The sequence below is a fragment of the Thermocrispum sp. genome (assembly GCF_002919275.1).
Classification (GTDB): Bacteria; Actinomycetota; Actinomycetes; order Mycobacteriales; family Pseudonocardiaceae; genus Thermocrispum; species Thermocrispum agreste.
On the sequence record NZ_PKFA01000055.1, the window covers coordinates 87,772 to 107,097 of the forward strand.

The window sequence follows — 19,326 nt, forward strand, 5'->3', positions numbered from 1 at the left end:
GCTCCGTTTCTCTTCGGTTCCTTCTTCAACTGCTCGGGCCGGATTCCCCTCCAGCGCCGTCCGCGGTCAGGCGGTCAGCTCATCACCGCGTCCACCGAGGCACGCAGGATGTCCAACCCCTGCTCGACCTCGGCTTCGGTGACGGTCAGCGGCGGCAGCAGCTTGACGACCTCGCCCTCCGGGCCGGAGGTCTCCATCAACATGCCGCGCTGGAACGCTTCCCGGCACACCGCGCCGGCCAGCTCGCCGCCACGCTCCCCTTCGCCCATCTCGATGCCGCGGGCCAGTCCCTTGCCCTTGGCGACCAGCCCGGCGCCGGGGTAGGACTCGGCGATCTCGCTGAGTGCGTTGCCGATCCGCTCCCCCTTGGCCTTGGTGGACTTCTCCAACGTGTCGTCCCGCCAGAACAGGTTCAGCGCCTCGGCGGCCGTGACGAAGGCCGGGCTGATCCCGCGGAAGGTCCCGTTGTGCTCACCGGGCGCCCACACGTCCAGGTCGGGGCGGATCAGGGTGAGGGCCATCGGCAGCCCGTATCCGCTGATCGACTTGGACAGGCACACGATGTCCGGGGTGATGCCGGCGTCTTCGAAGCTGAAGAACGGCCCAGTGCGGCCGCAGCCCATCTGCACGTCGTCGACGATCAGCAGGATCTCGTGCCTGCGGCACAGGTCGGACAGCGCGCGCAGCCACTCGGCCCGCGCCGGGTTGATGCCGCCCTCCCCCTGCACCGTCTCGACGATGATCGCGGCGGGCTCGTTCAGCCCGCTGCCGGAGTCCTCCAGCAGCCGCTCCAGGTACAGAAAGTCCGGAATCTCGCCGTCGAAGTAGTTGTCGTACGGCATGGGGGTCGCGTGCACCAGGGGAACCCCGGCGCCGCCCCGCTTCATCGAGTTCCCGGTCACCGACAACGCGCCGAGCGTCATGCCGTGGAAGGCGTTGGTGAAGTTGATGACCGACTCCCGTCCGGTCACCTTGCGGGCCAGCTTGAGCGCGGCTTCCACCGCGTTGGCGCCACCGGGACCGGGGAAGATCACCTTGTACTCCAGCTCCCTGGGGCGCAGCACGATCTCGTCGAACGCCTCCAGGAAGCGGCGTTTCGCCGCGGTGTACATGTCCAGCGAGTGCGTGACGCGGTCGGAGGAGATGTAGTCGAGCAGGACCCGCTTGAGGTCCGGGTGGTTGTGCCCGTAGTTGAGCGCACCTGCCCCGGCGAAGAAGTCCAGATACGGTGTGCCGCTCTCGTCGTACAACCAGCTGCCCGTGGCCTTGTCGAACACCACCGGCCAGCTACGGCTGTAGCTGCGTACCCGGGATTCGAGTGCTTCGAAAATACTCACCTTCGCTCCGTTCGCGATTCGGGTTCGTCGTGCATGAATAGCCGGAATCAGCGCCGGATACGCAGGGGTCCGATCCGGTACAGGTCCTCGGGCTCGTGCTCGTCCGGGAAATCCTCCGCGGCGAACAGCGGGCTTCTGCCGACCTGCGCGTCCCAGCGCCTGGCGAATGCGGCGAACAGCGCAATGGAGGCCTCGTTGTCCGGCGTGATCGTGGTCTCCAGGTAGCGGACCCCGTCCGCGACCAACGGCGTGACCAACCGGTCGAGCAGCCTGCCCGCCACGCCACGGCCGCGCGCCCTCGCGTCCACCGCGACCTGCCAGACGACCACGGTGTCCTTGGCGCGCTGCTTGCGGTATCCGATGACGAATCCGACCGGCTCCCCGTCGAGGCGCGCGATCACCGACGTGTCGGCGAAATCGTGCGCCCACAACAGGTACGCGTAGGAGGAATTGAGGTCGAGCTTGCCGGAATCGCGGGCCATCCGCCACAGCGCCGCCCCGTCGGACTTCCGGACATTGTCGATGACTAATTCGCCGGCGGCGGCATGGCCACCGTCGGCGGAGGTGGTGCTGTTCCCCGACATAAGGGTTCCCAACGTAACCAGATCTTCCCGGTGAGTCCAGGGCTACTGACCGTAATCACCCGCCTCACCTGCGCAGACGATCCGCAGGTTGGTGAACGACTGTGACCATCCCAACCTTTCGCACCCGGCGGCCCACCGAGAGCGGCCGGTCAGGAACCGGGCTCGTCGAGGCCGATCCGGCGACGCAGGAGCGCCACGACGGCGTCGGCCGACTCGACCGGCAGCACCCAGTCGTGCCCGTAGACGCGGAGCCCGACGGCGGGCCCGGAGACTTCGTCGATCTCACCGCGGATGGCCCTGGGCAGGTTGGCGGGCGCCGTTCCGCTGATCGAGGCGTCCCACACCCAACTCACCGCCGACAACGGGTACTTGGTGGCGCGAGAACTGTCGAGGTCGAGCAGCTCGAGCAGGAACGAAGCGTCCTTGCGCACTTCGAGCGACGTGGTGCCGACCGTCAGCGCCACCCGGCGCATGCCCCGCACCGGGATCGCCCACTCGTAAGCGCTGTCGGCCATGTCCGGCACGAGCGGCATGGTCAGCCTGCGGGCGGCGCGTGCCGCCAAGGCGGGAACGCCGACCACGATGAAAGGCACCGGCACCACCGCGGCAAGCACCAGCGGCAAACTCCGCTCCGCACCGACGCTGCTGACCAGTACCGAGATCACCAGCGCCAGCGTGGTGGCCACCACCACGACGCGGGCGAAGACCGGCCACCGGCCGGGCCGCCGGCGAAGGACGATCCACAGCAGCACGCCCAGCGCCGCGACCACCCAGCCGGCGTAGGCGGCCCGGGCACCGCCCAACGGCCGATCGACCAGCAACGCATCGACGACAAGGCAGTAGGCACTCACCACCACCGGGACGCCGACGAATGCGAACCCGAGAAGTGCGTGCGCACGGACTTCACGCTCGCGGACGACCTGCGCGGTCACGTGCCACCCCCAAACGAAAAGCGCCGCGTCGCCGATGGTCCGACGATACGGCGCTGGAGGCGTCGAGGAGGAAGCTTTGCGTGATCCCGGCGGATCTCAGTCGCAGAACGGGCACGTCGGCGCGTGGCTTCCGGCCACCGCGGCGGCGCTGAGCATCCGCAGCTTCCCGCACGCGTCACAACGCGCGTAGATCACCTCGCCGGTACTGGTGTTGTGTCGGGAAACGACGGTGTAGCCGGTCCTGGTCTCGGTCGTGCCGGAAGGCAAGGTCGCGGTGCTCATACCTCCATTCTGGAGCCGTCCACTGTTGAAGTCCATTGCATGTTTCTTTGCAATACTGTCTAATCTCTCTTCATGATTGACCTTCGTCGGCTGCAGGTCCTGCGGGCCGTGCACCAGCACGGCACGGTCACCGCCGCGGCGGCCGCGCTCCATCTGACCCCCTCGGCGGTGTCGCACCAGATCCGCGAGCTGTCCCGGGAGCTCGAGGTCCCCCTGCTCGAGCCGCAAGGGCGCGGAGTGCGGCTCACCCCGGCCGCGCTGGTGCTGGTCGAGCACGCCGACGAACTGCTGGCGCGCTGGGAGGAAGCCAGGGCGGCACTGCAGGCGTATCGCGCGGGTGCGGCCGGGATCCTGCGGCTGAGCGGCTTTCCCACCGCGATGGCGCTGCTCGCCCCGGCGGCCGTGCTGCTGCAGGAGCGCAACCCTGGGCTGCGGGTGACCGTGCGCGAGTGCGAGTCCGAGGAAGGCTTCAAGCTGCTGCTGGCCGACGAGACGGATCTGCTGCTGTTGACCCCGACCGACAACGGCCCGGCGCCGGACGACCCGCGCTTCGACCAGCAGCCGATGATGTCCGAGCCGTTGGATCTGCTCGTGCCTGCCGATCACCCGCTGACCGGGAAGAAGAGGCTCGCGCTGGCCGACGCCGGATGCGAACCGTGGATCCTGCCGGTGCCCGGCACGTGCGATCACCACGACCGGGCCATGGTCGCCTGCGCGGTCGCTGGGTTCACGCCGCACGTGGCGCACTTCGCCACCGACTGGAGCGCGGTGGCGGCACTGGTGGCCCACGGGCTCGGCATCTCGCTGATTCCCCGGCTCGCCGAACTCCCCGCGAGCTTCCAACTGCGGCGCCTGCCGCTGACCGTCGAGCCGCTGCCGACCAGGCAGATCATGACGTGCGTGCGGCGCGGCAGCAGGAACAGCCCGCAGATTCAGCAGGCGCTGCAGGCCCTGCGCGAAGTCGTCGAAAAACGCGGGACGCTGGCCGCGGCCAGCTAGGTACTTGCCACGGCGCAGGCACACGCCTGCACCACGGGAGGCTCGCTTTCGTAGCGCGCCGGAGCGTAGGCCGGTCAGCGCGCGCTGTGCTCGGCGGTCGCGACCATAGCGCGCTCCACCGTGTGCTCGATGTACTGCACGTACCGCGCCCACAGCGCCGGCGGCAGCTCGTGACCCAGGCCGTTGATGACGTGCAGCTCCGCGCCGGAGATGGCTCGCGCGGTGGCCAGGCCGCCACTCACGTCGATCACGTGGTCGTCGGTGCCGTGGATGACGGTGGTGGGCAGGCGGAGCGTACGCAGCCGCGACGTCCGGTCGGTCGCGGCGAGGATCGCGGCGAACTGCCGTGCCCGGCCCGCCGGGTTCAGCCCCCGCTCGTACGTCTCCACCGCGCGGCGGCGCACCCGCTCTTCGTCCACCGGGTAGCACGGGGAGGGCAGCCTGTGGGCCACCCGCACCTGATGCTCGATGAATCCCTCACGGGTCTGCGGCGCCGGCTTGAGCAGCGTGCGCCACCCCGTCAGGGACGGGCGACCGACCAGCCTGCTGCCGGTGTTCGACATGATCGAGGTGAGCGACCGCACCCGGGAGCGGTAGTCGAGCGCCATCAGCTGGGCGATCATCCCACCCATCGAGGCCCCGACCAGGTGTGCCTGCGAGATGCCGAGGTGGTCGAGCAGGCCGACGGTGTCCTTGGCCATGTCCTCCAGCCGGTACGGGGACTGCCGCAGCAGCAGGGCGCGCAGCAGGTCGGCCGGTTCGTCCAGCCAGGTCGAGCGGCCGCTGTCCCGGTTGTCGAACCGCACCACGTAGAAGCCGCGGTCGGCGAGCATGTCGCAGAACTCGGCGTCCCACCACGTCATGGGAGAGCCGAGCCCGATGATCAGCAGCAGCGGCTCGTCACTCGGGTCACCGAAGGTCTCGTAACAGAGGTCGATTCCGTTGTTGACACCGCGCGCGAATTGCTCTGCCATGCCACCTCCCGAAACATCCCGGCGACCCGACCGGTCGGTTTCCCTACCACGGAGGATACGGTCATGCGGGTTCGCCCGGCACGCGTCGCACGGAGTATTCCCGATCACGGCCGGTACGACGACGGCAAGCGAGGTTACGTCGGACGGGTGCCGCACCGGCCGACCTCGGCCGCATGCGGGACCCGGCCTAGACAGGTTCGCTGCCGACGTGCCGACCCCGACGCCGGGAGAACATCGCCATGTGACCTTCCCGTCCCAGCGCTCCGCCGCACACCGGCTACCGACACCATCTGCCCCGCCGAGGCCCGGCAGGCACATACGACGCCCGAGTAGACGCCCCGGATGACCGGGACCGACCGACTCGCACACCGGCCGGGGTGCGAGCCACCGACGGCCCGGCGACATCCGCAGCCGCCACCAGCCAGCCCACCCAAACCCACCGGCACACACACCAGCCACCAACCGACGCACAACGCCCCGGCAGGCAGCCACGTCAACCAACCCAGCTCACCCGCAGCCCGGGCGGCCAACCGAGCTCGCCCCGCAGCCTGGACGGCCGTCCTCCGCTCGCTGCCGAGCGACCGGTGCCGGGCCCGCCGTCGGCGAGCCCGGCGCCCGGGGCGTCAGCTCTGCGTTCCGACCACCGGCAGGTGGACCTTCATGTTCTTCAGCACCATGGCGCCCGGCACCCGGCTGCCGTGCCCGAACGACATGTCGGAGATCGGCGTGACCAGCAGGTACAGCGTCTGGCCCGCGGGCACGTCGATGGCCACCGACGGCAGCTCGATGTCCCGCCGCGGCTTGTCCACCACCAGGCCCGGCTCCCGCAGCGGCAGCATGTTGTTCTGCACGATCTTGGCGTTCAGCGGGCTGCTGCCCACCGCCAGCGCCAGGAACATCCTGCCGTCCAGCGCCAGCGAGGTGACCTTGGCGTCCAGCGTCGGCGTCCCGGCCACGGTGATCGGGCCCGAGGTGATCGGCACGGCCACCGGCAGGCCGACACCCACCAGGTTCGCGGTCTTGCCCAGCTCGATCGTCGTGTTCGCCTCCGTGCTGGTCACCGTCTGGCACCGGCCGCCCGCGGTGGCCAGGTGGTACTGGCCGAGCCCGGGGATGCTGACGTCCTCACCCAGCAGCTCACGCTTGAAGAACGCCAACCGCAGCTGGTTGAACGACCCACCGAGTTCCTGCGAGCACGGGTCGGACTCGGTCAGCCCGCCCGCCAGTGCCTTCAACGCGTCGTTCGTCCCCGGCGGCACGACACTCGGCAGCGTGTGGCCACCGTTGTAGCCGATCAGCAGGCTGCGCTCCCGCGCCTGCGGGGTCAGCAGCTTGTCGTAGGTCTTCAGCGCCTGATCCAGTGGGAACAGGTTGTCGGTGATCCCTTGCCGGATGAGCACCGGAACGTCCAGCTTGCGGCCCTGGGCGACATGCCAGGCCGGGCCGTTGCGCTCGAGGAACTTCTCCAGCGACACCGGGATGTTGCCCGTCACCAGCGCCTCGAGCAGCGCCGTCGTCACCGTCGTGGTGTGCGCGTCCGACGGCAGGCCGGCCAGGTAGAGCAGCAACGCCCACTCCGTCCTAGCAACGCCTTGCGGTGCGAGGCTTTCGCTCAGGCTGTACCAGGTGATCTCCGGCGCGAGCGCGTCGAACCGGGTGGTGCCGGTCTTCATCACCTCGCTGAGCGCTCCGACGTACTGGTAGCCGCCGCCGTACGAGCCGCCGATGGCACCCAGCACCGGGTCACCGGGTGCGTCCTTGGCCACCCACGGCTGCTCGGCGACGAAGTCGATCAGCCGTTGCACGTCCTCCCCCTCGACGTCCGGACGCATCAGGTGGGCCTTGCCGCCGCTGTCGCCGAAGCCGCGCTGGTCGAAGCTGAGCACCCCGAACCCGGCGTCGATCAGCCCGCCGAACGACGCCGACGGGTCGGTCTTCCTGCTGCCGCCCCAGCCGTGGCCTTCCAGGATCATCGGCACCGGGTTGTCCGCGCTGGCACCCGGCGGCTTGTAGAGCGTGTAGCAGATCGAGACCGGTTTGCTCGTGCCTGGATCCGGAACGCTTTCGATGCAGCCTTCGGTCACCTCGGTTTCCGCCGACGCCGCGGGTGCGGCCACCACCCCCAGTGACATCCCGGCCAGTACGGCCAGCACCGCGGACCCGACTCTGCGCACGCTCCCCATGAAGCCACCTCGCTCCGTGTCGATCGAGTACGCGAGAGTAACGATCACAAGGACGGTGAGGATGCGCGGAAGTGCACGACGGCGAGGACGGCTGGGGCAGACTCTCGCCGCCCGAGCGTGATCGGCGCCACACAGGACCCGTTGTCGACCCACACTGACAGGCACCCCTGCACTTCAAGGAGTCGACATGCGAGTACGAACGAAGGTGTTCGGCGCGCTCGCCGGAGTGGCCGCCGGGATCGCGGCGACCACGGTCGCGGTCCTGCCCGCGGCGTCCGCGCAGAACGCCGCACCGGACAAGCTGCCGATCACCGTCACCAACAACAGCGGCCGATCCGAGCCGGTCCACCTCTACGTCACGGGCGTCCGGGACGGCAGGCTCGGTTACGTCAATCAAGCCGGTGACTTCTCGGCATGGCCACCGGGATCGATCCCGCCGTCGCCCGCACCGGACGTGTCCATCCCGGGGCCTGCCGCGGGCCAGTCGACGACCCTGTACGTCCCGAAGAACATCTCCGGCCGGATCTACATGTCGTTCGGCGAGAAGATCCGGTTCTTCCTGACCCCGGACGGCCTGGTGCAGCCTGCGCCGTGGAACCCGAGCGATCCCAACCACGACATCCTGTTCGACTTCACCGAGTTCACCTACAACGACGCGGGCCTGTGGCTGAACAGCACGCAGGTCGACATGTTCGCCGTGCCGCACTCCGTCTCGGTCACCGGCGCCAACGGTCAGACCATCACCCGCGGTGAGCTCAAACCCGGTGGCCGTACCGCGGTGATCAACGGCCTGCGCAGCACACCCGGCTGGGAGAACACCGTGGTGACCCGCGGCGACGGGACGATGCTGCGGGCACTGGCGCCGGGCAAGGCGGCCGAGGTGGGCAGGCTCGACCCCGGCTACCTGCAGCCGTACATCGATCAGGCGTGGAACACCTACACCGGCAGGGACCTGACGGTGGTGCCGTTCGGCGATCGGCCGGACGTCCGGTTCACCGGCCGCACCTACGGATCGACCATGGTGTTCACCGACACCAGTGGCGCGCAGGTCGCCACGTTCGAGAAGCCGACCTCGAGCGACGTGTGGGGCTGCCACGGCAGGCTGCACGCGCCGAACGATCAGGTGATCGGGCCGATCGCCCGCACCCTGTGCGCGGCGCTGCACCGCGGCACGCTGCACTCGATCGACGTGCAGCCGGGCGGCAACCCGGCGACCGACTTCTACCGGGTGGAGCGCACCAACCACTACTCGCGGCTGATCCACGAGAACATGGTCGACGGGCGGGCGTACGGCTTCCCGTTCGACGACGTGATGGCGCAGGAGTCGCTGGTGCACGACGGCAACCCGCAGTCGGCCGCCATCACGCTCACGCCGTTCAGCTGATTCCTTCCCTTCACCAGCCCGCGGGGCCGCGTGCCCCGCGGGCTGTCGTATTCCGGTACCGTGCCGCGGCACGGAGTAGTCGATCTTCCGGCGCGGCCGGGGCGGAAGCGGAAAGAACGCCTTGCGCCTAAGTGCACCGTGACGGGAAGACCGGGCAGATCTTCACCGGCCGGCGTTGCGTGACGGACCGCACAGCGAGTGCAGTCGACACCCACAGACTGTGCGCTCTTCCGCCCAAGGAGTCGACATGCGAGTTCGAACGAAAGTGTTCGGCGCGCTCGCTGCGATAGCTGCCACCGCGGCCGCTGTCCTGCCGACGGCGACCGCGCAAAGCGCCGCACCGGACAAGCTGCCCCTGACCGTCGTCAACAACAGCGGTCGTCCGGAGCAGGTGCACCTCTACGTGGTGGGCCAGCAGAACGGCCAGCAAGGTTACGTCACCCAGGCGGGCGACTTCGTCCCGTGGCAGGGCGGCGCGGTCCCGCCGGTCCCCGCCCCCGACATCTCCATTCCCGGCCCCGCGCTCGGCCAGTCCACGACCCTCCAGCTGCCCAAGCACGTCTCCGGCCGGATCTACATGTCCTTCGGGGACAAGCTGCCGTTCAGCCTGACTCCCGACGGCCTGGTGCACCCCGCGCCGTGGGCGCCCGGCGACCCGAGCCACGACATCCTGTTCGACTTCGCCGAGTTCAACTACGACGACAGCGGCATCTGGATGAACACCACCCAGGTGGACATGTTCGCGGTGCCGCATTCGGTGTCGGTGACCGCGCCGGACGGGCAGACCATCACGCGCGGTGAACTCAAGCCGGGCGGGCGGAACGCGGTCATCGAGGCCGTGCGCAACACGCCCGGATTCGAGAACACCGTCGTGACCCGCGCCGACGGCACGGTGGTGCGGGTGCTGTCCCCGATCAAGGCCACCGAGCACGGGCTGATGGACCCGAACTACCTGCAGCCGTACATCGACCAGGTGTGGAACACCTACATCGACCGTGACCTGGTGGTGAAGCCGTTCGCCGACCAGCCCGACGTGGCGTTCTACGGCCGCAGCGACGGCGCGACGATGACGTTCCGCGACGCCAACGGCCAGCCGGTGGCGACGTTCGAGAAGCCGACCTCGGCCGATGTGTGGGGCTGCCACGGCAGGCTGTTCGCCCCGAACGACGCGGTCATCGGTCCGATCGCCCGCACGCTGTGCGCGTCCCTGCAGCGCGGCACCCTGCACACGACCGAGGTGCAGCAGTACGGCGCGCAGCAACCGGACACCTTCTACCACGTCGAGCGGACCAACCACTACTCGCGGATGGTCCACGAGAACATGGCCGACGGGCGGGCGTACGGCTTCCCGTTCGACGATGTGATGGCGCAGGACACCCTGGTCCACCACCCCACCCCGCAAAGCGCCGCGATCACCTTGACGCCGTTCGAGTGATCGCGGTTGGTGTCCTCGCAAACCGGTGACGGGGCGGCTGCGGCACGCGGCCGCCCCGTCGCTTCTGCGGTGGGACAAGATGCCGAGCGGCCGTGCGCTCACAAGGTGCGGTCGAGGGGTGGTGTGTGCGTGGGCGAGAAGGCGGGGATGAGCTGTCCGGCGAGCGGGAAGTGGCCGTGCGCCTAGGAGCCAGCCTTGCATCGGTCAAGCTCGTGGTGCACGTGCCGTGTGCGCGGCATGCACGGCAGCGACTCTTCCGACCGCGGGTTCGCCGGGCACGCCCAAGCATCGAGCACCGGCGACTCACCGTCGGAAACCTCGGCGCACGCCCAGCGGCAACCGTCGACCGGCCCACCGCCCACCTCGACACACCCCCAACCGCAACCACCGACCGGCGGTTCGAACACCATCGTCGGCTCGGACAACGACCACATCGCGACCCTGTCGTCCGCTGTCGTATCCGCTGTCGGCACGCACGACGGCTGCTCCCACCGTGGCCGCAAGTCGCGCGCACAGGAATCGATGAACGACGTCGCCGCCGGGCCGGGTACGGCGGCATCTTCCGGCTCCGACCTCCACACGGTGGGCAGGCACCAGCCGACGGCCACGTTCCGTCGCATCTACCTCGGTGTCGGCGCGCACGGTGAAGGACCGGTTACAACACGGACAGTGGCGTGGTGGCGGTGGGCCGGTCAGGTACGGTGACCTAGCTGACATCGGCTCGTCCAGAGTCGCAAGGGGTGGAGTGGTGTGGTACGGGCTAGGCGTTGATCTTGGGACGTCGTTCTGCGCCGCCGCCGTGGCGAGCCCGAGCGGCGTGCGCACGGTGTATCTCCCGCCGGACGTCGTCACGCCCTCGATCGCCTACCTGACCGCCGAATCGAAGCTGGTCACCGGCGCCGCAGCGCTGGACGGCACGGATCCGAAGCGCAGGGCCACCGAGTTCAAACGCCGGCTCGGTGAGCCGAGCCCGATCATCCTGGGCGGGCAGCCGTACTCGGCGGCCGCGCTGATGGCCGCCCAGCTGCGCGACATCCTGGCCGAGGTCGAGCGGATTCACGGCGGCCCGCCCGCCACCGTGGTGCTGACCCATCCGGCGATCTGGGGCCCGTACCGACGGGAGCAGTTCACCGAGGTGCCCCGGCTGGCCGGGATTACCAACTACCGGCTGATCACCGAACCGGAAGCCGCGGCCACCCACTACTGCCGGGAACGCCAGCTCTCCGACGGCGACGTCATCGCGGTCTACGACCTGGGCGGCGGCACGTTCGACACCACGATCCTGCGGGTCAAAGACGGCGGCGCGGAGATCCTCGGCACCCCGGAAGGCATCGAGCACATGGGTGGTGTCGATTTCGACGAGACGCTGCTCGCCGAGGTCGACAAGCGCGTGGACGGCGCCATCTCCCGGCTCGACCGCACCGACGACGAACAGGCCGGGCTGCACGAGAAGATCCGCGCGCTGGTCGTCAAGGCCAAGGAGGACCTGTCCATCGAACCGGACGTGACGGTGTCCGTGCCGTTGCCGGACGGTGCGCGCGAGGTGTCGATCTCCCGGCTCGAGTTCAACGAGCTGATCAAGCCCAGCATCGCGCTGACCGTCGAAGCGGTGCACCGGGCCGCGGCCTCCGCCGAGCTCAAGCCGGAGCAGCTCGACGCCATCGTGCTGGCAGGCGGCTCGTCCCGCATTCCGCTTGTCGCGCAGCAACTTGCCCAGGAGTTCGGCAAGCCGGTGCGCACCGCGATGCACCCCAAGCACACGGTCGCGCTGGGCGCCGCCCACCTGGCGCAGCGCCACCAGCCGAGCGAGGTCATCCGCCCGGCCGCCAGCCGGGTACTCGCCGCGCCCGCCGCTCCCCCGGCTCCGGGCGCAGCTGGCCAGGCCACGCCGGTACCGCCGCCCTCACCGACGGCCACTGCGGAAACGACCCCACCCGCTGCCGCCGACGCCGGCTCTCGCGTGCCGTGGCTGGCGGTCACCGTGAGCGCGTGCATCGCCGTGGTCGTCGCCGTCCTGCTCACCATCGCGCTGCTGCCGTCCCCACCACCACCTGCCCAGCAGGCCCACCCGGAGGACGACAGCCACCGGGCGGACCTGTTCACCGACGGCTCCATCCGGCCCCCGTGGCGTGGGTACCTCGGCTCGGTGGCGAACTACTGGGCAGGGGTGCCGATCGGGTCGAAGGGCAACAGCACCGACACGGTCGCCGCGAGCATCGACGGGCTCGGCAGGCTCAACGTGACCTGGACCGGCAAAGGCCAGGTCTACCTGCAAAGCGGCGAGCCACAGCCGATGGACGACTTCTTCGCCCACTCCGACGCGGCCATGGTGTTCGACGTGCTGGTGCGCACCCCGCCCACGGACGAGACGACTCTGCAGGTGCAGTGCGAGCACCCGTGCTTTGCAGGCGTCCCCGTCTCCGACCTGTTCAAGCGCCTGCCGGTGAATCAGACCGTGACGGTCGCGGTGCCGCTGCGCTGTTTCGCCGAGAACGCGGGCACGCTGTGGCGTCCGGAAGCCATCGACACACCGTGGCTAGTGCTGTCCGAAGGCACGTTCGCCGCGTCGTTCTCCAACATCTACTGGTCCACCGACGTCGCGGAGGTGGAACCGGTGCCGTGCGATCAGCTCAGCTGACCCCACGCGACCGCATCAACCCGAACACCGGCCCGACACCGACATCGGCGCCGACACGACGCCCGTCACCGGAACCGAGCCGATCCCCCAACCAGCACAACTGACCCACGCGACCGCACCACACCCGACACCGGCCCGACCACCGACACCAACACGACGCGACACCCGTCATTGGAACCGAGCCAATCCCCAACCAGTACACGACCGCATCAACCCGAGGGTCGTGGTCCGAACACCGACACAGCAACACCGACGCGACAGCGTCGACCCGACGTCGGACCGATGCCCCGCGACCAGCTCAGCCGAGCTCGGCCAGCGGCCGCGTCGAACCGGGCGCAGGCCCGAGCACCGGCTCGAGCGCCGACAGGACCGGGCTGCCCGTGACGATCAGCGCGCTGCGCCTCCGCGGCTGAGCAGCCTTTGGGCGCGCAGCACGACCGGCCGGTCGATCATCTGCCCGTCCACCACACTCACCCCGCCGTTGGCGGCGGCCACCACCCGCCGAGCCCAGTCGAGCTCGGCATCCGACGGCCGCAGCGCGGCATGCACGTGCTCGATCTGCCGCGGATGGATGCACAGCTTCCCGGTGAAGCCGAGCTCCACCGCGTGCACGGTGTCCGCGCGCAGCAGCCCAACCTCGTCCAGCGACGTGGTCACCCCGTCCAACGGCGGCGCGCACCCGGCCGCGGCCGCCGCCAGCACCAACGCCGACCTGGCGTGCAGCAGCGCGTAGTACGAACCCGGATCGACCCCCAGTTCCGCGGCCAGGTCGACGCTGCCGAAAGCCGCGCGGATCACCCCGGGAGCGGCGCAGATCTCGCGCGCGTTGGTGATCCCCGCGGCCGTCTCCACCAGCGGAATCAGCTCGCCCGGCGGCAAGTCCGCTGCCCGCTCGGCCTTGGGCACCATCAGCGCCGTGGCCAGGTCGCGGACCGCCGCGACGTCGTCGTCGTGCCACGGCGTCCCGGCCGCGTTGATCCGCACGACCGCGCGGTTGCCGTCGGCCAGCCAGCGGGCCACATGCTCCCGCGCGGCCGCCTTACGTTCCGGCGCGACGGCGTCCTCCAGGTCGAGCACCACGGCGTCGGCGCCGCTGGCGGCCGCCTTGCCGAACCGGTCCGGGCGATCACCGGGGACGAACAGCAGGGTGCGGGCGCCTGCCAGGTCGGTCATGCCATCACCACCGTGAAGCGCCAGTCCAGCACGGGCTCGGCGGCGCTCGTGACCACCCGCAGGTCGACCAGCCCACCGCCGTCGGGCAACGCGTGCACTCCGGTGACCTCCAGCTCGCTGGTCAACGAGTCGTTCTCGTGCACCGGTGCCAGGTGGTCACAGCCCTCCCACGCGGTGACCGTGACGATGTTCGGCAGCGCGCGGCTGACGTGGCTGAGCGCCAGACCGATGGTGTGGCCACCGTACACCAGCCGCCTACCGCCTGCGGCCTCCGCGTCGTGGTGGGCACGGGCGATGTTCAGCGTCAACCGGGCCAGCTCGGGCGCGCTGGAGACGACGTCCGCCCCCTCCACCCGCCACTTCCGGCCGACGGCCATGTCGGCGAAGTGCTCGCCGGGCACCCGGTCCCGGAACTCGGCCAGCCGCCACCCGTCCACCGGCGGGGCTGGCCGCGGGACGTTGCCCAGGTCGGAGAAGTCGTCGCGATGCCCGGTCTCCCGCTCGGGGTCGCGCAGCGGCAGCATCGCGCACCGCCAGAAGTCCAGCACCGGTCGATCGTGCTGATCCACCGTGGTGATGCGCAGCGCAGCCATGCCGGTCGGCTTTCGCCCCGGCCGCCGGCTGTTCTCCCGCAAGCCGACCACTTCGGTGACCGTGCGCAGCGTGTCCCCGATCACGGGATACCGCCGGAACGCCAGCCCCCGGTAGAACAGGTTGGCCCGCACGTGATGCGTCACCAGGGTCGACTGCCCGATCGCGACGTCCCACACCAGCGCCGGGTGCGCCAGCGGCGCACCGTTACCGGTCACGTCCGCGCACAGCGCATGGTCCAGCGGCAGGCGCAGCCGGTCGCCCACGATCGCCTGGTGAACCGCCGCATGACCTTCGGTGAGCGTCACTCCTGGCGCGCCGGTGAACTTCTGACCGACGGTGAGCTCGTCGAACCACGGCCCTTCTGCTTTATCCGGCCATTTCATGCCGACAACCCTAGAACAGGCTTGACACCAGAGGCAATGCCACGAGATATTGGCCGTACATTTCACTCCACTCGCGTCACGAGCAACGTGCTGCGGCACCACAGGGAGCGCCGATGACGACAACCGCCGAGCAGCTGGCGGCGTGGGCGAGCGGGTATCGGCCCACCGCAACGGATCGGGACCTGGCCCGCCGGGCCCTGCACGACACGGTGGCGGTGACGCTCGCCGCTGTCGATTCCCGGATGACCGACCTCACCAGCGACTTGCCCGCGGCGGCGCGCTGGGCCGCCGTCGGGCACGTGCTCGACTTCGACGATCTGCACCTTGCGTCGACGGCGCACATCAGCGTCGTGTGCGTGCCCGCAACGCTTGCCGTCGGCGGCGACGAACGGGCCTACCTCGCCGGGGCCGGGGTCATGGCCCGCCTCGGCACCGCGCTGGGCTGGCAGCACTACGCCGCCGGGTGGCATGTCACGTGCACCGCAGGCGCACCGGCTGCCGCGGTCGCGGCAGGCGTCGCGTTGGGACTGTCGGAGGAGCAACTCGCGCACGCCATCGCGCTGGCCGTACCGCAAGCCGGGGGCGTGCAAGCCGCGTTCGGCTCGGACGGCAAGGCATTGCAGGTCGGCCTGGCCGCGGATGCGGGCGTGCGCGCGGCGAAACTCGCCGCCGCCGGAGCCACCGCCGATCCGGCTGCGCTGGACCAGTGGCTTCGGCTGGTCGGCGCGGGAGGACAGGTCGAGGTGTCCGGGCCCGCGGTGCCGTGCGGGTTGGCGATCAAGATCTTCCCGTGCTGCTACGCCTTGCAGCGCCCGATCGCGGCGCTGCGTGAGCAGATGCCGGACGTCGTGGCCGCCGATGTCGTCGGGATCGTCGTGCGCACCCCGGCTTCGGCGGTCCAGCCGCTGCACCACCACCGGCCGCAGACCGGCCTGCAGGGCAAGTTCAGCCTCGAGTACGCGCTCGCGGCGGCCTTGCTGGATCCCTTCCCCGGCTTCGCCAGCTTCACCGACGACGCGGTGCGCCGACCGGAAGCACGCCGCCTGGTCGAACTGGTCGACGTGCGGACCGAGCCAGGCGGGGAAGGCCTGCTGCACGGCACGTTCGAGGTGGACGTCCAGCTGCGTGACGGCTCGAGCAGGCACGCCTCGCTGGCCCTGCCGCCCGGCGCGCCGCAGCGCCCGCCGACGGAGCTGGAGTTCGCCGAGAAGCTGGCCGCCTGCGGAGCCAGCGAAGTATCCACCGTGGACTGGCAGCAGGCCGCCGGACTGCTCGCGGCCAGGCTGCCCGGGAGGGCGTCATGACACCACCACTCGCCGGAATCACCGTCGTGACCCTGGAGCAGGCCGTCGCCGCCCCCTACGCCACCCGGCAGCTCGCCGATCTCGGTGCCCGGGTGATCAAGGTCGAGCGGCCGGACGGCGGCGATTTCGCCAGGCACTACGACCAGACCGCGCTGGGCCAGTCCAGCTACTTCGTCTGGCTCAATCGCTCCAAGGAATCGATCACCCTCGACGTCAAACAGCCGGAGGGCGCGGCGATCCTGGACGACCTCGTCGCCCGCGCGGACGTCGTGGTGCACAACCTCGGGCCGGGAGTGGCCGACCGGCTGGGTGTCAGCGCGGCCAGGCTCCGCGCCAAGCACCCGCGCCTGGTGCACTGCACCATCTCCGGCTACGGGACCACCGGGCCGTGGGCCAGCCGCAAGGCCTACGACCTGCTGGTGCAATGCGAGACCGGCCTGGTGTCCCTCACCGGCACCGCGGACGACATGGCCAAGGCGGGCATCTCGGTGGCGGACATCGCCGCGGGCATGTACGCGTACTCGGGGATCCTCGCGGCGTTGTTCCGCCGGGCCACCACCGGCGAGGGCTCGACCGTGGAGATCTCGCTGTTCGAAGCGCTCGGCGAGTGGATGGGACAGCCGGTCTACTACACCCGCTACGGCGGCTCCGCGCCGAAACGGGTCGGCGCCCAGCACGCCACCATCGCCCCCTACGGCCCCTACACCACCAAGGACGGCGACGTCGTGGTGCTGGCCGTGCAGAACCAGCGTGAGTGGGTGGCGTTGTGCCGCATCCTGCTCGAGGACCCGAACATCGCCGAAGACCCCAAGTTCGCCACCGGTTCGGCGCGGGTGGCCAACCGCGACGAGTTGAACGCGATCATCCAGCGGAAGTTCGACACGCTGGACACCGAGACCGCGCTGCACAGGCTGGACGAAGCGCGGGTGGCCAACGGCCGGGTCAACTCCATGCAGGACTTCATCGAGCACCCGGTGCTGGCCGCGCGCGATCGATGGCGCACCGTGCCGAGCCCGGGCGGTGAGCTGGCCGCGCTGAAACCTCCCGCAGACATCGCGGGCGTGGAGCCCGTCTTCGGCCCGGTGCCGGCACTGGGCGAGCACACCGAAGCCATCCTCCGTGAACTCGGCCGCACCGACGACGACATCGCCGCTTTGCGTGCCGCCAACACCGTGTGAGAGGACACCATGCTGAACGAGGAAGAGCAGTTCATCGTCGACACCGTCCGGGAGTTCGTCGACCGGGACGTCAGACCGGTGGCACGCGAGCTGGAGCACAGCAACACCTACCCGGAAGAGCTGATCGAGCAGATGAAGCAGCTCGGCATCTTCGGGCTGATGGTGCCCCCGCCGTACGGGGAGGTGGCGGTGTCCACCCCGTGCTTCGCGGCGATCACCGAACAGCTGGCCAGGGGGTGGATGAGCCTGGCAGGGGCGATGGGCGGGCACAGCGTGGTGTCCAAGCTGATCGCGCGGTACGGCACCGAGGAGCAGAAGCAGCGCTACCTGCCCAGGATGGCCACCGGCGAGCTGCGCGCCACCATGGCGCTGACCGAACCCGGGGGCGGCTCCGACCTGCAAGCGATGACCACGGTGGCGCGGCGGGACGGCGACCACTACGTGATCAACGGCGCCAAGACCTGGATCTCCAACGCGCGCCGGTCCAAGCTCATCGCGCTGCTGTGCAAGACCGACCCGGAGGCCACCCCGCGCTACCGCGGCATCAGCATCCTGCTGGTCGAACACGGCCCGGGGCTGACCGTCTCCCGCGACCTGCCCAAGCTCGGCTACAAGGGTGTGGAGAGCTGCGAGCTGCACTTCGACGACTACCGGGCGCCCGTCGACGCGGTGCTCGGCGGCGTGGAGGGCAAGGGCTTCGGTCAGATGATGAACGGCCTGGAGACCGGCCGGATCCAGGTGGCTTCCCGGGCGCTGGGCGTGGCGCGCGCCGCGTTGGACGATGCGATGCGCTACGCCCAGGAACGGGAAACGTTCGGCAAGCCCATCTGGAAGCACCAGACGATCGGCAACTACCTGGCCGACATGGCCACCCAGTACACCGCGGCCCGTCAGCTGGTCATGTTCGCCGCGCAGCGGCACGACACCGGCCAACGCTGCGACATGGAAGCCGGCATGGCCAAGTTGTTCGCCTCCGAGGTGGCGATGCAGATCGCGCTCAACGCGGTGCGCATCCACGGCGGGTACGGGTACTCGACCGAGTTCGACGTCGAACGGTACTTCCGCGACGCGCCGCTGATGATCGTCGGGGAAGGCACCAACGAAATCCAGCGCACGGTGATCGCCGAACAACTCATGGCGCGCGGCCTGCCATAGAGTCGGGTCATGACCGCCCGCCCAGAAGCGGCCTACGCCCGCCTGTCCCGCGCCCTGCGCGAGGACATCCTGCGCGGCCGCTACGACGGTGACACGCGACTGCCCACCGAGGCCGAACTGGCCGCCAAGCACAAGGTGAGCCGCCAGACGGTCCGGCGCGCGTTCCACGACCTGGTGTCCGAGGGCCTGGTGCGCCGGATCCCCGGCCGCGGCACCTACGTCGCCAAGCGCAGCGGCGAGTACTTGCGGCAGTTCGGCTCGGTGGAGGACCTGCTGGCCCTGTCGGAGGACACCGAACTCGTCGTGCTCTCCCCGCTCCGTCGGCTGGTGGACGTGGAAGCCGCCGGCAGGCTGCGGCTGAGCACCGACGCGGTGTACCGGACGTCCTTCCGGCGCGTCCACCAGGACGAGCCGTTCTGCCTGACCACGGTGTGGCTGCCGCCGGACATCGGTGAACGGCTCGCCGACCTGCCGGAACTGCGGGAGACCGGAGCGGTCAGTGACGCCACCGTCATCGGCCTGATCGACAAGCACGCCACGCGGCCGATCGCCGAGGCGGAGCAGAGCATCACCGCCGTGGCGGCGTCCGACACGGTCAGTGAGCAGCTGGGTTGTTCGCCGAACGAACCGCTGCTGCGCGTCGACCGGATGTACCTGGACACCGAGGGCGTCCCGGTGGAGCTGGCGGTGAGCTACTTCCACCCGGAGCACTACTCGTATCGGGTACGGCTGCGACGCAGTTCGGCGTGACACGCTCGCCCGGCCGTGGTCGCCGCCCATGTTGTGTCACC

Annotated in this window: 16 protein-coding genes; 8 read left to right on the top strand and 8 right to left on the bottom strand. The window is 69.9% G+C overall.

Annotated elements, in window-relative coordinates; all coding sequences use genetic code 11:
- Positions 1–74 precede the first annotated feature (74 nt).
- The 4 genes from ectB to CXP56_RS13850 all read right to left on the bottom strand — a co-directional run bounded on the left by ectB (position 75) and on the right by CXP56_RS13850 (position 3,135).
- Positions 75–1,337, bottom strand: coding sequence for a diaminobutyrate--2-oxoglutarate transaminase (gene ectB / locus CXP56_RS13835; RefSeq protein WP_028848633.1), 1,263 nt, complete (start codon positions 1,335–1,337; stop codon positions 75–77).
- 47 nt (positions 1,338–1,384) lie between these two features.
- Positions 1,385–1,921 carry a diaminobutyrate acetyltransferase gene (gene ectA, locus CXP56_RS13840; protein ID WP_286901374.1) on the bottom strand — a complete coding sequence of 179 codons (537 nt, stop codon included), beginning with the start codon at positions 1,919–1,921 and terminating at the stop codon, positions 1,385–1,387.
- A 149-nt stretch (positions 1,922–2,070) separates the two neighbouring features.
- Complete coding sequence (locus tag CXP56_RS13845) at positions 2,071–2,853, bottom strand: hypothetical protein (protein ID WP_286901376.1); 783 nt, start codon at positions 2,851–2,853, stop codon at positions 2,071–2,073.
- Positions 2,854–2,949: 96 nt separating this feature from the next.
- The gene (locus CXP56_RS13850; RefSeq protein WP_038045494.1) at positions 2,950–3,135 is read right to left on the bottom strand and encodes a hypothetical protein; all 186 of its coding nucleotides are present in this window, start codon (positions 3,133–3,135) and stop codon (positions 2,950–2,952) included.
- 72 nt (positions 3,136–3,207) lie between these two features.
- On the opposite strand from CXP56_RS13850, the gene CXP56_RS13855 reads away from it, so the two are divergent.
- Positions 3,208–4,134, top strand: a complete 927-nt coding sequence (locus CXP56_RS13855; protein WP_028848630.1) for a LysR family transcriptional regulator — start codon at positions 3,208–3,210, stop codon at positions 4,132–4,134.
- A 74-nt stretch (positions 4,135–4,208) separates the two neighbouring features.
- Here CXP56_RS13855 and CXP56_RS13860 read toward each other — a convergent pair whose 3' ends face one another.
- Both CXP56_RS13860 and CXP56_RS13865 read right to left on the bottom strand, forming a co-directional pair.
- Positions 4,209–5,108, bottom strand: coding sequence for an alpha/beta hydrolase (locus CXP56_RS13860; protein WP_028848629.1), 900 nt, complete (start codon positions 5,106–5,108; stop codon positions 4,209–4,211).
- A 623-nt stretch (positions 5,109–5,731) separates the two neighbouring features.
- Entirely contained in the window at positions 5,732–7,282 is a 1,551-nt protein-coding gene (locus CXP56_RS13865; protein WP_028848628.1) for an alpha/beta hydrolase, read from the bottom strand.
- Positions 7,283–7,478: 196 nt separating this feature from the next.
- On the opposite strand from CXP56_RS13865, the gene CXP56_RS13870 reads away from it, so the two are divergent.
- The 3 genes from CXP56_RS13870 (at position 7,479) to CXP56_RS13880 (ending at position 12,748) form a co-directional block, all read left to right on the top strand.
- A complete protein-coding gene (locus tag CXP56_RS13870) occupies positions 7,479–8,675 on the top strand; it encodes a beta-1,3-glucanase family protein (RefSeq protein ID WP_038045491.1) in 1,197 nt (398 codons plus the stop codon).
- A 247-nt stretch (positions 8,676–8,922) separates the two neighbouring features.
- On the top strand, positions 8,923–10,110 hold the full coding sequence (locus CXP56_RS13875) for a beta-1,3-glucanase family protein (protein WP_028848627.1): 1,188 nt from the start codon (positions 8,923–8,925) through the stop codon (positions 10,108–10,110).
- A gap of 799 nt (positions 10,111–10,909) precedes the next feature.
- Positions 10,910–12,748: an Hsp70 family protein gene (locus tag CXP56_RS13880; RefSeq protein ID WP_286901377.1), complete on the top strand. Its 1,839-nt coding sequence runs from the start codon at positions 10,910–10,912 to the stop codon at positions 12,746–12,748.
- Positions 12,749–13,135: 387 nt separating this feature from the next.
- Here the strand turns inward: CXP56_RS13880 and CXP56_RS13885 are convergent, their stop codons facing one another.
- Both CXP56_RS13885 and CXP56_RS13890 read right to left on the bottom strand, forming a co-directional pair.
- Positions 13,136–13,921 carry an HpcH/HpaI aldolase/citrate lyase family protein gene (locus tag CXP56_RS13885; RefSeq protein ID WP_028848625.1) on the bottom strand — a complete coding sequence of 262 codons (786 nt, stop codon included), beginning with the start codon at positions 13,919–13,921 and terminating at the stop codon, positions 13,136–13,138.
- Positions 13,918–14,898 (bottom strand): MaoC family dehydratase, encoded by a 981-nt coding sequence (locus CXP56_RS13890; protein ID WP_028848624.1) that lies wholly within the window; start codon positions 14,896–14,898, stop codon positions 13,918–13,920. Before CXP56_RS13890 ends, CXP56_RS13885 begins: the two co-directional genes overlap by 4 nt.
- Positions 14,899–15,011: 113 nt before the next feature.
- Between CXP56_RS13890 and CXP56_RS13895 the strand changes: the two genes are divergently transcribed.
- From CXP56_RS13895 to CXP56_RS13910, 4 genes are read left to right on the top strand one after another with little or no spacing between them, the layout of a single operon-like run.
- Positions 15,012–16,202 carry an MmgE/PrpD family protein gene (locus CXP56_RS13895; protein WP_028848623.1) on the top strand — a complete coding sequence of 397 codons (1,191 nt, stop codon included), beginning with the start codon at positions 15,012–15,014 and terminating at the stop codon, positions 16,200–16,202.
- Positions 16,199–17,380 (top strand): CaiB/BaiF CoA transferase family protein, encoded by a 1,182-nt coding sequence (locus CXP56_RS13900; RefSeq protein WP_028848622.1) that lies wholly within the window; start codon positions 16,199–16,201, stop codon positions 17,378–17,380. The genes CXP56_RS13895 and CXP56_RS13900 overlap by 4 nt, the downstream gene beginning before the upstream one ends.
- 9 nt (positions 17,381–17,389) lie before the next feature.
- Positions 17,390–18,535, top strand: a complete 1,146-nt coding sequence (locus CXP56_RS13905) for an acyl-CoA dehydrogenase family protein (RefSeq protein WP_028848621.1) — start codon at positions 17,390–17,392, stop codon at positions 18,533–18,535.
- 9 nt (positions 18,536–18,544) lie between these two features.
- Positions 18,545–19,285 (top strand): GntR family transcriptional regulator, encoded by a 741-nt coding sequence (locus CXP56_RS13910; RefSeq protein WP_028848620.1) that lies wholly within the window; start codon positions 18,545–18,547, stop codon positions 19,283–19,285.
- Positions 19,286–19,326 lie beyond the last annotated feature (41 nt).

Excerpts from the sequence above, each read along its gene's own strand:
- ectA (WP_286901374.1), bottom strand. The coding sequence starts at position 1,921 with ATGTCGGGGAACAGCACCACCTCCGCCGACGGTGGCCATGCCGCCGCC.
- CXP56_RS13905 (WP_028848621.1), top strand. The coding sequence starts at position 17,390 with ATGCTGAACGAGGAAGAGCAGTTCATCGTCGACACCGTCCGGGAGTTC.
- CXP56_RS13900 (WP_028848622.1), top strand. The coding sequence starts at position 16,199 with ATGACACCACCACTCGCCGGAATCACCGTCGTGACCCTGGAGCAGGCC.
- CXP56_RS13870 (WP_038045491.1), top strand. The coding sequence starts at position 7,479 with ATGCGAGTACGAACGAAGGTGTTCGGCGCGCTCGCCGGAGTGGCCGCC.
- CXP56_RS13860 (WP_028848629.1), bottom strand. The coding sequence starts at position 5,108 with ATGGCAGAGCAATTCGCGCGCGGTGTCAACAACGGAATCGACCTCTGT.
- CXP56_RS13895 (WP_028848623.1), top strand. The coding sequence starts at position 15,012 with ATGACGACAACCGCCGAGCAGCTGGCGGCGTGGGCGAGCGGGTATCGG.
- CXP56_RS13885 (WP_028848625.1), bottom strand. The coding sequence starts at position 13,921 with ATGACCGACCTGGCAGGCGCCCGCACCCTGCTGTTCGTCCCCGGTGAT.
- CXP56_RS13890 (WP_028848624.1), bottom strand. The coding sequence starts at position 14,898 with ATGAAATGGCCGGATAAAGCAGAAGGGCCGTGGTTCGACGAGCTCACC.
- CXP56_RS13875 (WP_028848627.1), top strand. The coding sequence starts at position 8,923 with ATGCGAGTTCGAACGAAAGTGTTCGGCGCGCTCGCTGCGATAGCTGCC.
- CXP56_RS13855 (WP_028848630.1), top strand. The coding sequence starts at position 3,208 with ATGATTGACCTTCGTCGGCTGCAGGTCCTGCGGGCCGTGCACCAGCAC.
- CXP56_RS13910 (WP_028848620.1), top strand. The coding sequence starts at position 18,545 with ATGACCGCCCGCCCAGAAGCGGCCTACGCCCGCCTGTCCCGCGCCCTG.
- CXP56_RS13850 (WP_038045494.1), bottom strand. The coding sequence starts at position 3,135 with ATGAGCACCGCGACCTTGCCTTCCGGCACGACCGAGACCAGGACCGGC.